The organism is Thermobacillus xylanilyticus (assembly GCF_907165215.1).
GTDB lineage: Bacteria > Bacillota > Bacilli > Paenibacillales > Paenibacillaceae > Thermobacillus > Thermobacillus xylanilyticus.
Genome location: NZ_CAJRAY010000022.1, coordinates 35,846 through 49,128, shown reverse-complemented (window position 1 = coordinate 49,128; position 13,283 = coordinate 35,846). Strand labels below are relative to the sequence as shown.

Genomic DNA, 13,283 nt, shown 5'->3' with positions numbered 1-13,283 from the left:
GCTCTTTTTCTATATCCGCTTTTTCCAATTCCTACACCCACAGAGATTTTACACTAACTGTTTCATTCCGCCGGATCGACCGACAGAATCGCTTCATAGGCTGGCGGATACTCGACCCGCCACAGGGCAAGTCCCTGCGCCGGCGCCTTCGGACCGGCCATATTCCGGTCTTTCGCTTCCAGAATGGCCGGGATATGGCCGGGCGCCTTCTTGCCTTCGCCGATTTCGATCAGCGTGCCCGCGATGATCCGCACCATGTTGTACAGGAAACCGCTGCCCGTCAGGTAGAGATGAAGATCGCCGCCGTCCCGTTCGAGCCGGGCTTCGTAGATCGTGCGGACGTTCGATTTCCGCGGCGCCCCCGCCGAACTGAACGCGGTGAAATCATGCTCGCCGACGAAAAACTTCAGCGAATCCCGCATCGCGTCCTCATCCAGCGGCCGATAGTGGTGATAACGATAGCGGGCGGTGAAAATCTCCGGAAATTTCCCCGTCGAGATCGAATAGCGGTATGTCTTGCGGATGGCCGAATAGCGGGCATGGAAATCTTCCGGCATCTCATGCGCGCTGCGCACGATGATGTCGTCCGGCAGCCTGCCGTTCAGCGCGAGCGCCCACTTCTCGATCGGAATCGGCGTCTCCGTCCGGAAATTGACGACCTGGCCGAGCGCGTGAACGCCCGCATCCGTCCGCCCGGACCCCTCGACCCGGATGTCCGTCCCGGTCAGACTGCGAATCGCCCGTTCCAGCTCGTCCTGGATCGTGCCGCCTCCCGGCTGCGTCTGGAATCCCCGGTACGCCGTGCCGTCGTAGCTGACGATCAGCGCGATATTCCGCATCTTCCGCTCTCTCCTTCCGCCCGTAACCGCTCAACCCGCCGCATGTTTCAAAAAATTATCCATCCGCCGGCCGTTTCCCGCCGTCTGCCGCATGCCGAACCTCCATACGCGATGAGCGAAACACCATTCCAGGCTCCGCATAGCTGGAGCGCGGGGCGTCCATACTCTGCATGACAGGACAAGTGCCTGTTTCTGCTGCGGCAGCGGGGGCGGTGGAGCGGCGCAATCCGCCGTCCGCTTCGTCTGCGTTCAGCGGGTGCGGGCCCCGCCCTCCCCGGGCCCTGGCAGAAAGAAAAAAAGGCGGCGCCTTCGCCACCCTTTCTCTTCTGCCTCAGATCCGGTCGACCAGTTCGAGGTAAACCATCGGCGCCGAATCCCCGCGGCGGGGACCCAGCTTCAGGATCCGCGTGTATCCGCCCGCACGTTCAGCGTAACGGGTGGCAAGCTCGGAGAACAGTTTCTGAAGGGCGTCCTGCTCGCCGTTCACCGTCTCGCGCCGCACGAATGCCGCAGCTTGACGACGGGCGTGCAAATCGCCTTTCTTCGCTTTCGTGATGAGCTTCTCCGCGATCGAACGGACTTCCTTCGCTTTCGCTTCCGTCGTCTGGATGCGCTCGTACAGGATCAGGTCGGTCACGAGATCGCGGAACAACGCCTTCCGCGCGCTCGAGTCGCGCCCGAGTTTCTGGTAAGCCATCGTCTTTTCCCCTCCTTTGGTGCGTATGCTGCCGCTCTGGATGTGTCGTCAGTCTTCCTGCCGGAGGCTGAGTCCGAGTTCCGCGAGCTTCTCCTGCACTTCCTCGAGCGACTTGCGGCCGAGGTTGCGGACCTTCATCATGTCTTCTTCGGTCTTCGTGATCAGCTCTTGAACCGTGTTGATGCCAGCCCGTTTCAGGCAGTTGTAGGAACGGACAGAAAGATCGAGCTCCTCGATCGTCATCTCGAGCACTTTCTCCTTCTTGTCCTCTTCCTTCTCGACCATGATCTCGGCATCTTTCGCCTCGTCGGTCAAGCCGACGAACAGTTCAAGATGCGAGTTCAAAATTTTCGCGCCGAGGCTGACCGCCTCTTCGGGTCGGATGCTGCCGTCGGTCCATACTTCGAGGGTCAACTTGTCATAGTTCGTCACTTGGCCGACGCGCGTATTCTCCACCGTGTAGTTGACGCGGGTGATCGGCGTGTAGATCGAGTCAACCGGCAGAACGCCGATCGGCTGATCTTCCCGTTTGTTGCGGTCAGCCGGAACGTAGCCGCGGCCGCGGTTGGCGAATATGCGCATGTGAAGCCGAGCGCCGGATGCCAGCGTTGCAATGTGAAGATCAGGGTTGAGAATCTCGACATCGCTGTCCGCGCGAATGTCGCCGGCCGTAACCGTACCTTCGCCTTCCGCGTCGATCTCCAGCACTTTCTCCTCGTCGGAATGAATTTTGAGCGACAGCTTCTTCAGGTTCAGGATGATTTCGGTGACATCCTCATATACGCCCGGAATCGTCGAGAACTCGTGAAGCACGCCGTCGATCTGTACCGACGTGACAGCCGCCCCAGGCAGAGACGAGAGCAGAATGCGGCGAAGTGAATTCCCGAGCGTCGTTCCGTAACCGCGCTCCAGCGGTTCGACAACGAAGGCTCCGTACGTGCCGTCTTCGCTCAGCTCTACGGTTTCGATTTTCGGCTTTTCGATCTCAATCACGGTTTAACCCTCCTTCAACGTCGCTCCGTGCCGTACCCTTCAGACCGGCCGCCGGCCGGTCGGCACCGCTCGCGGACCGGCTCAAAACCATGTAGTATACCAATCCATCACAACCATTATTCACAAGTTGCAAATCTTTGATACCACAGGCGTTTGAGCACTATACGCGACGACGTTTCGGCGGGCGGCAGCCGTTGTGCGGAACCGGCGTGACGTCCTTGATCAGATTCACTTCGAGTCCTGCGGCTTGCAAGGAACGAATCGCCGCTTCGCGGCCCGCGCCCGGACCTTTGACCATGACTTCAACAGACTTCATGCCGTGTTCCATTGCGGCTTTCGCTGCCGCTTCGGCTGCCATCTGCGCCGCATACGGCGTGCTTTTCCGGGAACCTTTGAAGCCGAGGTTGCCGGCGCTTGCCCAGGAGATGGCGTTGCCGTGCGGGTCCGTGATCGTGACGATCGTATTGTTGAACGTGGAACGGATATGCGCAACGCCGGATTCGATATTCTTGCGATCGCGGCGTTTCGTGCGCACCGTCTTCTTCGCTGCTGCTCTGGCCATTTCAGTTATCCCCCCTCATTACTTCTTCTTGTTCGCTACCGTACGGCGAGGACCTTTGCGCGTCCGCGCGTTCGTCTTCGTCCGTTGACCCCGGACGGGAAGACCGCGGCGGTGACGAATGCCCCGGTAGCAGCCGATCTCAATCAACCGTTTGATGTTCAGCGAGACTTCGCGGCGGAGGTCGCCTTCCACTTTCAGCTTGTCGATCGTGTCGCGCAGACGGTTCACTTCGTCTTCCGTCAGATCGCGCACGCGGGTGTTCTCGTCGATCCCGTTCTGAGCCAGAATCTTCTGGGCCGTCGACTTGCCGATGCCGTAAATGTACGTCAGGCCGATCACGACGCGTTTGTCCCGCGGCAGGTCTACACCAGCTATGCGTGCCATGGTTCGTCTATCCCTCCTTCGTTATCCTTGTTTTTGCTTATGGCGCGGATTTTCGCAGATGACCATCACGTTGCCCTTGCGACGAATGACTTTGCATTTTTCGCAAATCGGCTTCACCGAAGGTCTTACTTTCATGTTCGTTTCCCTCCCGAATTGCCGGCGCTGCTTGAGCCGCGGGCTATTTCCGATACGTGATCCGACCCCGGGTCAGATCGTAGGGCGACAGTTGGATGACGACTTTGTCACCTGTCAGGATGCGGATGAAATGCATTCTGAGTTTGCCGGACACGTGGGCGAGAATCTGGTGTCCGTTCTCCAGTTCCACCCTGAACATGGCGTTGGGCAGCGGTTCGATAACCGTACCTTCGACTTCAATGACGTCTTCTTTCGCCACAGTCATTCTCCTTTCCGCTCAAGATACTTCTGAATCGCATAACGGAGTTTGGCGTTCGTCACCCGGCCCGTCAGCTTGATGCTCTCCGCAACTTCGCTGCTGACAGCGGGTTGAAATTCCAGGTGCAGGACATTCTTCTTCTTCGGACGTTCGAATTTGCGGCCGTTGCCATCGGCGATGAGTACGAACCGCTCGTCTACGATTCCGACGATCACCGCATGGCCGCCCCGGTCTTTGCCGCGCAGGATGCGGACCAACCTTCCGATTTCAGGTTCCGGTCGCATGGCCGTCACCATCCTTCTACAGCCGGCCGCCGCGCTAATCGCGCACGACGGTCAGAATCTCGCAACCGTCTTCGGTCACCGCGACCGTATGCTCGAAGTGCGCGCACCATGTGCCGTCCACGGTGACGACGGTCCAATTGTCCTCCAGCGTGCGGACGTACCGCTCGCCGAGGATGACCATCGGTTCGATCGCCAGCGTCATGCCGGGCTTGAGCCGCGGACCGCGGTCGGGAATGCCGTAGTTCGGAATCTGCGGCTCTTCGTGGAGCCGCGTGCCGATGCCGTGGCCGACATATTCGCGGACGACGGACATGCCCGCCTCCTCGATGACCCGCTGAATCGCATGCGATACGGTGTAGAGCCGAACGCCGGCCTTGACGTGCTTCAGGCCTTCCATCAGCGACGCTTCCGTCACCTCGAGCAGCCTCCGGTGTTCCTCGGCGATCTCCCCGACGGGATACGTCCAGGCGGAATCGCCGTGGTAACCCTGAAACTGCGCGCCGATGTCGATGCTGATGATGTCGCCTTCGTTCAGCACGCGCGGACCCGGAATGCCGTGCACCAACTCGTCGTTCACAGAAGCACAGATACTGGCAGGAAATTGATTGTAGCCTTTGAAGGAAGGTACGGCTCCCTGGCTTCGGATGTACTCTTCAGCCAGCTTGTCAAGCTCGGCGGTCGTTACGCCGGGCTTGATCGCCTGTTTGAGCAGGCGGTGCGTCTCCGCCACGATCCGTCCGGCTTCCCTCATATATTCCAGTTCGGCTGCAGATTTGCAGACGATCATTCCGCTTGCCCCTTCAGAATCGAAGTAATCTGCGCGGTGACCGCGTCGATTTCTTGCTCGCCGTTGACCTCCCGCAGCAGTCCTTGATCCCGGTAATAGCGGAGAAGCGGCTCCGTCTTCGAGAGATACTCGTCGAGCCGCGTGCCGACTTTCTCCTCCGTATCGTCAGAGCGCTGGTACAGTTCGCCGCCGCACTTGTCGCAGACGCCTTCCTGCTTCGGCGGGTTGAACAGGATGTGATACGTTGCGCCGCACGATTTGCAGATCCTGCGGCCGGTGAGCCGCTTCAGCAGCATGTCGCGGTCGACGACCAGGCTGATCACATGGTCGATGCGGCGTCCGGATTCCTTCAGCATGCCGTCCAGCGCTTCCGCCTGCGCCAGCGTGCGCGGGTACCCGTCAAGCAGGAAGCCGCGCTTGCAGTCATCCTGCTGCAGCCGTTCGCGGACAATGCCGTTCGTCACGTCGTCCGGGACGAGAAGCCCCTGGTCGACATACTCCTTCGCTTTCAGGCCAAGCGGCGTTCCTTCCTTCATGGCGAGACGGAAAGCATCGCCGGTCGAAATATGCGGAATGCCGAATTCCGCAACGATCCGCTCGGCCTGAGTGCCTTTGCCCGCGCCGGGAGGCCCCATAAACAGGATGTTCATTCGCAGTTCCTCACTTTAAGCAGAATAGGCCCGGACCCGTTGGTGGTCCGGATGCCTGACCCGTGCCGATCACTTGTTGATGAACCCTTTGTAATGGCGCTTGATCAGCTGGCCTTCGATCTGCTTCATCGTGTCGAGCGCGACGCCGACGACGATGAGAAGCGACGTGCCGCCGAGCTGCACCGAACGGGGCAGACCCGAAATGGCGCCGAAGAATACCGGCAAGATCGATATGAGCGCCAGGAAGATCGCGCCGAAGAGCGTGATCCGCGTAATGACACGGGTGATATAGCTCGACGTCGGTTTGCCCGGACGGATGCCCGGAATATAGCCGCCGTTCTTCTTCATCTGATCCGCCATCTGGATCGGGTTGATCTGCACGAACGTGTAGAAGAACGTAAAGCCGATGATCAGGATCACGTACAGCACCATGCCGAGCGGCTGGTCATAGTACAGATTGGCGATGACCCACTCTGCCCATTGCTTGCCCCGCCAGAACGTGGCAATCGTGACCGGGAACATCAGCAGCGAGATCGCGAAGATGACCGGGATGACGCCGGCGCTGTTCACCTTGAGCGGGATGTGCGTCGACTGGCCGCCGTACATCTTGCGGCCGACGATCCGCTTCGCGTATTGGACCGGGATCTTCCGGACGCCTTGCTGCACGAAGATGACCAAGACAACGACCGCCACAACCACGGCCAGCAGGATCAGCACCTTGACGATGCTCAGGAACAGCTGATCGTTCTCCACGAACTCGGAAGCGTAGATCGTCCGGATCGCGCCAGGGATTCCCGCGATGATGCCCGCGAAGATGATGATCGAAATCCCGTTGCCGATGCCTTTCTCCGTAATCTGCTCACCGAGCCACATCAGGAAGGCCGTGCCGGCTGTCAGGACGATCGCGATCACCAGATAAGTCGTAAAGCTCGGATCAATGACCATCCCGTACTGATTCTGGAAACCGATCGACGTCGCAAACGCCTGGATCAGACCCAGGATGACCGTGCCGTAACGGGTGATCTGCGCCAGCTTGCGCTTCCCGTTCTCGCCTTCTTTCGCCCATTCGGCGAATTTCGGGATGACATCCATGCTGAGCAGCTGCACGATGATCGATGCCGTGATGTATGGCATGATCCCGAGCGCGAAGATCGAGAACTGGAAGAGCGCGCCGCCGGAGAACGTGTTCAAGAGCCCGAAAATATCGCTGCCGCCTTTGGTAGCCTCGATCAGCGTTTCTTGATCGATGTTCGGTACCGGAATGAACGAGCCGATCCGGTAGACGATCAGGATCATCAGCGTGAACAAGATCCGTTTGCGAAGATCTTCCACTTTCCAGATGTTGGACAGGGTCCTGAACATTAGATCACCTCGGTTTTACCGCCGGCAGCCTGAATTTTCTCTACCGCAGATTGAGAGAACTTGTTCGCTTTCACGGTGAGGCCGACCTTGATCTCGCCGTTGCCGAGAATCTTGATGCCCGCCAGAGGATTTTTCACGATCCCTTGCGACATGAGCAGTTCGGGCGTAACTTCGGTTCCAGCCTCGAAGCGGTTCAGTTCCTCAATGTTGACAATCGCGTATTCCTTGCGGAAACGATTGTTGAAACCGCGCTTCGGCAGACGACGGTACAGCGGGTTTTGACCGCCCTCAAAGCCCGGGCGCACACCGCCGCCGGAACGTGCGTTCTGACCTTTGTGGCCGCGGCCTGCCGTCTTGCCGTTGCCGCTGGCAATCCCGCGACCCACACGCTTCGGTGCCTTGCGGGAACCTTCTGCCGGCTTGAGCTCGTGCAGTTTCATCGTTCGTTGCACCTCCTTGCAAAATGTGCAGCCGCACTCGGCTTATGTCCCGGCTTGTTCAGCCTTGTACTTCTTCGACTTTGACCAGGTGCTTGACATGGTTCACCATGCCGCGGATGGCCGGATTGTCTTCCTTCACGACCGTCTGATGAAGCTTGCGGAGACCCAGGGCCGCCACGGTCGCGCGCTGCTTCTCGTTGCGGCCGATCAGGCTGCGAACGAGGGTGATTTGCAGTTTCGCCATCGATTACCCCTCCTTAACCCAGAAGCTCTTCGACGGTTTTGCCGCGGAGGCGCGCCACATCTTCCGCCCGCTTCAGGCGAGACAACCCTTCGATCGTCGCGTTGACCATGTTGGTGGAGTTGGAAGAACCGAGCGATTTCGTCAGGATATCGCCGATGCCGGCCAGCTCGAGCACCGCACGGACCGGACCGCCGGCAATGACGCCCGTACCTTCGGATGCCGGCTTCAGCAGCACTTTGCCTGCGCCGAAATGGCCGATGACCTGATGCGGAATCGTCGTGCCGACGATCGGCACATGAATCAGGTTCTTCTTCGCGTCTTCGATGCCTTTGCGGATCGCATCCGGCACTTCGGACGCCTTGCCGATCCCCGCGCCGACCCAGCCTTTGCCGTCGCCGACGACGACGAGCGCGCTGAAGCTGAAGCGGCGGCCGCCCTTGACGACCTTCGATACGCGGTTGATGTGCACGACCTTCTCGGTCAATTCTAACGTATTCGGATCTACACGCAAGTCATATACCTCCTTATCGAGAGATGGATCAGAATTCGAGCCCGCCTTCGCGCGCAGCGTCGGCCAGCGCCTGGATGCGGCCGTGATACAGGTATCCGCCGCGGTCGAACACGACTTTGGCCACGCCTTTCTCTTTCGCGCGCCGTGCGATCAGTTCGCCGACTTGACGTGCGGCTTCGACGCTGCCGCCGTTGCCGATCTTGTCCCGCAGTTCCTTGTCGAGCGTCGATGCGGACGCGAGGGTGATCCCCTTCTCGTCGTCAATGAGCTGCGCGTAGATATGCTTCGAGGAGCGGAATACCGACAGACGCGGCCGTTCCGCCGTGCCGTTGATTTTCTTGCGAACCCGCAGATGCCGTTTCAGGCGGGCTTTGTTCTTGTCGATCTTCGTGATCATGCCAGGTTTCACTCCTTCCCGGGCTTATGCGGCGTGCCGCCGCGGACGCTTGCCCGATGTACCGTCCTTCAGCGGCTCGGCCGATCATTTCTTCTTGCCGGCCTTGCCTTCCTTGCGGAGAATCCGTTCGTCTTCGTATTTGATGCCTTTGCCCTTGTACGGTTCCGGCTCGCGTACGGCGCGGATCTTCGCGGCCGTTGCGCCGACGAGTTCCTTGTCGATGCCTTTCACGACAATCTTCGTCTGCGAGGGCACTTCGAATTCGATGCCCTTGTCCGGCACGATCTCCACCGGGTGCGAGTAACCGACGTTCAGGACGATCTTGTCGCCTTGCTTGTTCACGCGGTAACCGACACCGACCAGTTCCAGGCTCTTGCTGAAGCCTTCGGTTACGCCGCTGACCATGTTGGCGATGACGCTCCGCGTCGTGCCGTGCAGGGAGCGGTGCAATTTATCGTCAGAAGGACGCTCGACCGATACGGCGCCGCCATCGACAACGACTTTCATGTCTTTGTGCAGTTCGCGCGTCAGCGTTCCCTTCGGACCTTTCACGGTAATGACATTGCCGTTCAGCGTGACGTCCACGCCGCTCGGAATGGCGATCGGTTTGCGGCCGATACGAGACATGTCGACACCTCCAATCGTTATAGCGGTCTTACCACACGTAGCAGATGACTTCGCCGCCCGTTTTCAGTTGGCGGGCCTGCTTGTCGGTCATGACGCCCTTGGACGTCGAGAGAATCGCGATGCCCAGACCGCCGAGCACGCGCGGAACTTCGTTCGCTTTCGTGTAAACGCGCAGACCCGGCTTGCTGATGCGCTTCAGCCCGGTGATGACGCGTTCGTTGTTCGGTCCGTACTTCAGGAAGATGCGGATGATCCCCTGCTTGTTGTCCTCGATATATTCGGCATCGCGGATGAAGCCTTCATTCTTCAAGATCTCGGCGATCTGCCGTTTGATCTTCGAAGCCGGCATTTCCACGGTTTCGTGACGTACGGTGTTCGCGTTGCGGATACGCGTCAGCATATCTGCAATCGGATCGGACATAACCATTGGTTCGAGAACCTCCTTCCCGTGCCGGGTGAATTACCAGCTCGCTTTTTTCACGCCCGGAATCTGTCCCTTGTAGGCCAGTTCACGGAAACAGATCCGGCAAATCTTGAATTTCCGGAAGACGGAATGCGGACGGCCGCAGCGTTCGCAGCGCGTGTAAGCCCGCACTTTAAACTTCGGCTTGCGCTGCTGCTTCACTTTCATTGACGTCTTCGCCATAGGGTTCGCACCTCCTGCCTTCGGATTACTTCGCGAACGGCATGCCCAGCTGGGCCAGCAGCTCACGAGCTTCTTCGTCCGTCTTGGCCGTCGTAACGATGACGACGTCCATACCGCGCACCTTGTCGATCTTGTCGTACTCGATTTCCGGGAAGATCAGCTGCTCTCTCAAGCCGAGCGTGTAGTTGCCGCGTCCGTCGAACGCCTTCGTCGAGACGCCGCGGAAGTCGCGAACCCGCGGAAGCGCGACATTGAACAGTTTGTCGAGGAAGTAATACATCCGGTCGCCGCGCAGCGTCACCTTCACGCCGATCGGCATGCCCTCGCGGAGCTTGAATCCCGCGATCGATTTCTTCGCCCGGGTGACGACCGGTTTCTGGCCGGAAATCAGCCGCAGGTCTTCAACGGCCGCATCGAGCACTTTCGGGTTGCCGACCGCTTCGCCGACGCCCATGTTGATGACGACCTTCTCGACCTTCGGTACTTGCATGACCGTTGTATAGTTGAACTTCTGCATCAAAGCAGGCGTGATCTCGTTCAGGAATTTATCCTTCAGTCGTACTGCCATTCTTCACACGGACCTCCTTTCGTCTCGCGGATTAGTCGATGACTTCTCCGGAACGCTTCGCGACCCGGACTTTCTTGCCGTTCTCCAGCACCTTGTAGCCGATGCGCGTCGGCTTGCCGGTCTTCGGGTCGACATGCATCACGTTCGATACGTGAATCGGCGCTTCTTGTTCGATAATGCCGCCTTGCGGATTTTGCTGCGAAGGACGCGTATGCTTCTTCACCATGTTCACGCCTTCGACCAGCACCCGGTTCTCGCGCGGGAAAGCTGCGATGACGCGGCCTTTTTTGCCCTTGTCCTTGCCCGTGATGACGATGACCGTGTCATCCTTCTTCACGTGCAGCTTGTTGTTGTGCGACTCGAGAACTTTCTTCAGCCTGGGCATTCGTTACACCTCACTTCGACTGCAGGATTGGCTTGTCGTGCTTTCTTGAAGAGCGGTCCGTTCCCGCTCTTGTGTGCTGTCCGATCAGATGACTTCCGGCGCCAGCGAGATGATCTTCATGAAATCCTTGTCGCGGAGTTCACGTGCGACAGGCCCGAAGATCCGCGTGCCGCGCGGGCTCTTGTCTTCCCGCACGATGACGGCGGCGTTCTCGTCGAACGAAATATAGGAACCGTCTTTGCGGCGCACAGGGCGTTTCGTGCGGACGATAACGGCTTTCACGACATCGCCCTTCTTGACAACGCCCCCGGGTGTTGCGGACTTGACGGAACATACGATCAGATCGCCGATGCGGCCCGTGCGGCGTCCCGTGCCGCCCAGAACGCGAATGCACATCAGTTCCTTCGCGCCGGAGTTGTCGGCAACTGCCAGGCGAGTGAACGGTTGAATCATGCTAGCGTCCTCCTTTCGGGAAAATGAAACCGAACATTAACTTACAGCACAACGGCTTTTTCGACGATTTCGACCAGACGGAACCGTTTGTCTTTCGACAGCGGGCGCGTCTCCATGATCTTCACGATATCGCCGATCTTTGCCTCGTTGTTCTCATCGTGCGCTTTGTATTTCTTCGTGTACTTGATCCGCTTGTGGTACAGCTTGTGCTTCTTGTACGTCTCGACCGCCACGACGATCGTCTTGTCCATTTTGTCGCTGACGACCCGTCCGATCTCCACTTTGCGGGGTTTGCGTTCGCTCATGGTTTTCCTCCTTCCTCGTCAAGAGGTCCGGTTGTTGCGGATGAATTCAGCTTCCGCTTTTGCTGATGCCCAGTTCGCGTTCGCGGATGACGGTCTTCGCACGCGCAATCGCCTTGCGCACGTCGCGGATGCGCGTCGGGTTCTCCAGCTGGCCGGTAGCCAATTGGAAGCGAAGGTTGAAAAGCTCTTCCTTGTAGCCGGAAATCTTCTGTTCAATTTCGGCCGTCGTCAGGTTGCGGAAGTCATTAGCTTTCATTTGCTTCACCACCCGCTTCTTCTCGTTTCACGAACTTCGTCTTCACCGGAAGCTTGTGGGACGCCAGACGCATCGCTTCACGCGCGACTTCTTCGGATACGCCCGCAAGTTCGAACATGATCTTGCCCGGTTTGACGACTGCTACCCACTTCTCGACGTTACCTTTACCGGAACCCATCCGGACTTCCAGCGGCTTCTGCGTGATCGGCTTGGACGGGAAAATCTTGATCCACACCTTGCCGCCCCGCTTGATGTAACGGGTCATTGCAATCCGCGCCGCCTCGATCTGCCGGTTCGTGATCCATGCCGGCTCGAGCGCCTGCAGACCGTATTCGCCGAATGCTACTTCCGTGCCGCCTTTGGCGCGGCCTTTCATTTTACCGCGTTGAACCTTGCGGTGTTTGACGCGCTTCGGTATCAACATGGGTCAGTTGCCTCCTTCCTGGACGGCAGCTTTCTTTCTCGCCGGGAGCACCTCACCGCGGTAGATCCATACTTTCACGCCGATGCGGCCGTAAGTCGTATGGGCTTCCGCCGTACCGTAGTCGATGTCCGCGCGCAGCGTGTGCAGCGGCACCGTGCCTTCGGTGTACCCTTCCGTACGGGCGATTTCCGCACCGCCGAGACGGCCGCTGACGCTGGCCTTGATGCCCTTCGCGCCGGCGCGCATCGTCCGCTGGATCGCCTGTTTCAGGGCGCGGCGGAACGAGATGCGGCGTTCAAGCTGCTGAGCGATCGATTCCGCGACGAGCGTCGCGTCCAGATCCGCTTGTTTGATCTCCAGAATATTGATGTGGACTTTCTTGCCCTTCGTGAGCTTCGTCAGTTCTGCGCGAAGATTCTCGACTTCCGAACCGCCTTTGCCGATGACCATGCCCGGCTTCGCGGTGTGGATCGTCACGTTGACGCGGTTCGCCGCCCGTTCGATCTCGATGCGGGAGACCGCGGCGTCTTTCAGTTTCTTCTTCAGGAAATCACGGATTTTGACGTCTTCAAGCAGAAGGTCGCCGAAGTCTTTGCCGGCGTACCATTTGGATTCCCAATCCCGGATGATTCCGATGCGGAGACCGACCGGATTGACCTTTTGACCCACACGTGTCCCTCCTTATTTTTCAGATACCACCAGCGTAATGTGGCTCGTACGTTTCTTGATCGGGAATGCGCGGCCCTGGGCGCGGGGACGGTACCGTTTCAACGTCGGCCCCTGGTTCACGTATGCCTGGGAAATGTAGAGCCGTTCTACGTTCATCTGGTAGTTATGTTCTGCATTCGCGATTGCCGAGTTGAGCAGCTTTTCCACGATCGGGGAAGCCGCCTTCGGCGTATGGCGCAGAATCGCGATCGCTTCGCCCACGCTCTTGCCGCGGATCAGGTCCACGACGAGCTGTGCCTTGCGCGGCGCGATGCGCACATAGTTCGCGTGTGCCTTCGCTTCTGGCATGGAAGAAACCTCCTCTCATGACATAGGCCTGTTCCGGCATGAACCGCTTGAAACCGCA

Annotated in this window: 26 protein-coding genes; all 26 read right to left on the bottom strand. The window is 58.9% G+C overall.

The genetic code is table 11. The features are described from left to right. Positions 1-62: 62 nt before the first annotated feature. The 26 genes from truA to rplV all read right to left on the bottom strand — a co-directional run bounded on the left by truA (position 63) and on the right by rplV (position 13,225). A complete protein-coding gene (gene truA / locus KJQ12_RS04840) occupies positions 63-839 on the bottom strand; it encodes a tRNA pseudouridine(38-40) synthase TruA (RefSeq protein WP_015253318.1) in 777 nt (258 codons plus the stop codon). A gap of 331 nt (positions 840-1,170) precedes the next feature. Then, a complete protein-coding gene (rplQ, locus tag KJQ12_RS04835; protein ID WP_015253317.1) occupies positions 1,171-1,536 on the bottom strand; it encodes a 50S ribosomal protein L17 in 366 nt (121 codons plus the stop codon). Positions 1,537-1,584: 48 nt separating this feature from the next. Continuing rightward, positions 1,585-2,529 (bottom strand): DNA-directed RNA polymerase subunit alpha, encoded by a 945-nt coding sequence (locus KJQ12_RS04830; RefSeq protein WP_015253316.1) that lies wholly within the window; start codon positions 2,527-2,529, stop codon positions 1,585-1,587. Positions 2,530-2,689: 160 nt separating this feature from the next. Then, entirely contained in the window at positions 2,690-3,091 is a 402-nt protein-coding gene (rpsK, locus tag KJQ12_RS04825) for a 30S ribosomal protein S11 (RefSeq protein WP_015253315.1), read from the bottom strand. Between the two features lie 18 nt (positions 3,092-3,109). Next, positions 3,110-3,475 carry a 30S ribosomal protein S13 gene (rpsM, locus tag KJQ12_RS04820; protein ID WP_015253314.1) on the bottom strand — a complete coding sequence of 122 codons (366 nt, stop codon included), beginning with the start codon at positions 3,473-3,475 and terminating at the stop codon, positions 3,110-3,112. 21 nt (positions 3,476-3,496) lie between these two features. Continuing rightward, positions 3,497-3,610, bottom strand: coding sequence for a 50S ribosomal protein L36 (gene rpmJ, locus KJQ12_RS04815; RefSeq protein ID WP_015253313.1), 114 nt, complete (start codon positions 3,608-3,610; stop codon positions 3,497-3,499). Positions 3,611-3,653: 43 nt separating this feature from the next. Next, entirely contained in the window at positions 3,654-3,869 is a 216-nt protein-coding gene (gene infA / locus KJQ12_RS04810; protein ID WP_015253312.1) for a translation initiation factor IF-1, read from the bottom strand. A gap of 2 nt (positions 3,870-3,871) precedes the next feature. Next, positions 3,872-4,153: a KOW domain-containing RNA-binding protein gene (locus KJQ12_RS04805; RefSeq protein ID WP_213483720.1), complete on the bottom strand. Its 282-nt coding sequence runs from the start codon at positions 4,151-4,153 to the stop codon at positions 3,872-3,874. A gap of 34 nt (positions 4,154-4,187) precedes the next feature. Further along, a complete protein-coding gene (gene map, locus KJQ12_RS04800) occupies positions 4,188-4,940 on the bottom strand; it encodes a type I methionyl aminopeptidase (RefSeq protein WP_213483719.1) in 753 nt (250 codons plus the stop codon). Beyond that, positions 4,937-5,590, bottom strand: coding sequence for an adenylate kinase (locus KJQ12_RS04795; protein WP_015253309.1), 654 nt, complete (start codon positions 5,588-5,590; stop codon positions 4,937-4,939). Before KJQ12_RS04795 ends, map begins: the two co-directional genes overlap by 4 nt. Before the next feature lie 69 nt (positions 5,591-5,659). After that, positions 5,660-6,952, bottom strand: a complete 1,293-nt coding sequence (gene secY, locus KJQ12_RS04790; RefSeq protein ID WP_213483718.1) for a preprotein translocase subunit SecY — start codon at positions 6,950-6,952, stop codon at positions 5,660-5,662. Further along, on the bottom strand, positions 6,952-7,392 hold the full coding sequence (rplO, locus tag KJQ12_RS04785; RefSeq protein WP_015253307.1) for a 50S ribosomal protein L15: 441 nt from the start codon (positions 7,390-7,392) through the stop codon (positions 6,952-6,954). Before rplO ends, secY begins: the two co-directional genes overlap by 1 nt. A gap of 58 nt (positions 7,393-7,450) precedes the next feature. Next, positions 7,451-7,636, bottom strand: coding sequence for a 50S ribosomal protein L30 (rpmD, locus tag KJQ12_RS04780; RefSeq protein WP_015253306.1), 186 nt, complete (start codon positions 7,634-7,636; stop codon positions 7,451-7,453). Positions 7,637-7,649: 13 nt separating this feature from the next. After that, positions 7,650-8,147, bottom strand: a complete 498-nt coding sequence (gene rpsE, locus KJQ12_RS04775) for a 30S ribosomal protein S5 (RefSeq protein ID WP_015253305.1) — start codon at positions 8,145-8,147, stop codon at positions 7,650-7,652. A gap of 28 nt (positions 8,148-8,175) precedes the next feature. Further along, the gene (rplR, locus tag KJQ12_RS04770; protein ID WP_015253304.1) at positions 8,176-8,544 is read right to left on the bottom strand and encodes a 50S ribosomal protein L18; all 369 of its coding nucleotides are present in this window, start codon (positions 8,542-8,544) and stop codon (positions 8,176-8,178) included. An 84-nt stretch (positions 8,545-8,628) separates the two neighbouring features. After that, positions 8,629-9,171, bottom strand: a complete 543-nt coding sequence (rplF, locus tag KJQ12_RS04765) for a 50S ribosomal protein L6 (protein ID WP_213483717.1) — start codon at positions 9,169-9,171, stop codon at positions 8,629-8,631. Between the two features lie 28 nt (positions 9,172-9,199). Further along, on the bottom strand, positions 9,200-9,598 hold the full coding sequence (gene rpsH / locus KJQ12_RS04760; protein ID WP_213483716.1) for a 30S ribosomal protein S8: 399 nt from the start codon (positions 9,596-9,598) through the stop codon (positions 9,200-9,202). A gap of 33 nt (positions 9,599-9,631) precedes the next feature. Next, positions 9,632-9,817, bottom strand: a complete 186-nt coding sequence (locus KJQ12_RS04755; RefSeq protein ID WP_015253301.1) for a type Z 30S ribosomal protein S14 — start codon at positions 9,815-9,817, stop codon at positions 9,632-9,634. 25 nt (positions 9,818-9,842) lie between these two features. Then, positions 9,843-10,385 carry a 50S ribosomal protein L5 gene (gene rplE, locus KJQ12_RS04750; RefSeq protein WP_015253300.1) on the bottom strand — a complete coding sequence of 181 codons (543 nt, stop codon included), beginning with the start codon at positions 10,383-10,385 and terminating at the stop codon, positions 9,843-9,845. A 31-nt stretch (positions 10,386-10,416) separates the two neighbouring features. After that, the gene (rplX, locus tag KJQ12_RS04745; RefSeq protein ID WP_015253299.1) at positions 10,417-10,770 is read right to left on the bottom strand and encodes a 50S ribosomal protein L24; all 354 of its coding nucleotides are present in this window, start codon (positions 10,768-10,770) and stop codon (positions 10,417-10,419) included. 84 nt (positions 10,771-10,854) lie between these two features. Continuing rightward, positions 10,855-11,223, bottom strand: coding sequence for a 50S ribosomal protein L14 (rplN, locus tag KJQ12_RS04740; RefSeq protein ID WP_015253298.1), 369 nt, complete (start codon positions 11,221-11,223; stop codon positions 10,855-10,857). 41 nt (positions 11,224-11,264) lie between these two features. Next, positions 11,265-11,528 (bottom strand): 30S ribosomal protein S17, encoded by a 264-nt coding sequence (rpsQ, locus tag KJQ12_RS04735; protein ID WP_213483715.1) that lies wholly within the window; start codon positions 11,526-11,528, stop codon positions 11,265-11,267. Positions 11,529-11,574: 46 nt separating this feature from the next. Further along, complete coding sequence (gene rpmC / locus KJQ12_RS04730) at positions 11,575-11,784, bottom strand: 50S ribosomal protein L29 (protein ID WP_213483714.1); 210 nt, start codon at positions 11,782-11,784, stop codon at positions 11,575-11,577. Next, on the bottom strand, positions 11,774-12,208 hold the full coding sequence (rplP, locus tag KJQ12_RS04725) for a 50S ribosomal protein L16 (RefSeq protein WP_015253295.1): 435 nt from the start codon (positions 12,206-12,208) through the stop codon (positions 11,774-11,776). The genes rpmC and rplP overlap by 11 nt, the downstream gene beginning before the upstream one ends. Before the next feature lie 3 nt (positions 12,209-12,211). Further along, positions 12,212-12,877, bottom strand: coding sequence for a 30S ribosomal protein S3 (gene rpsC / locus KJQ12_RS04720; RefSeq protein ID WP_213483713.1), 666 nt, complete (start codon positions 12,875-12,877; stop codon positions 12,212-12,214). A gap of 12 nt (positions 12,878-12,889) precedes the next feature. Beyond that, complete coding sequence (gene rplV / locus KJQ12_RS04715) at positions 12,890-13,225, bottom strand: 50S ribosomal protein L22 (RefSeq protein WP_213483712.1); 336 nt, start codon at positions 13,223-13,225, stop codon at positions 12,890-12,892. Positions 13,226-13,283: the final 58 nt, after the last annotated feature.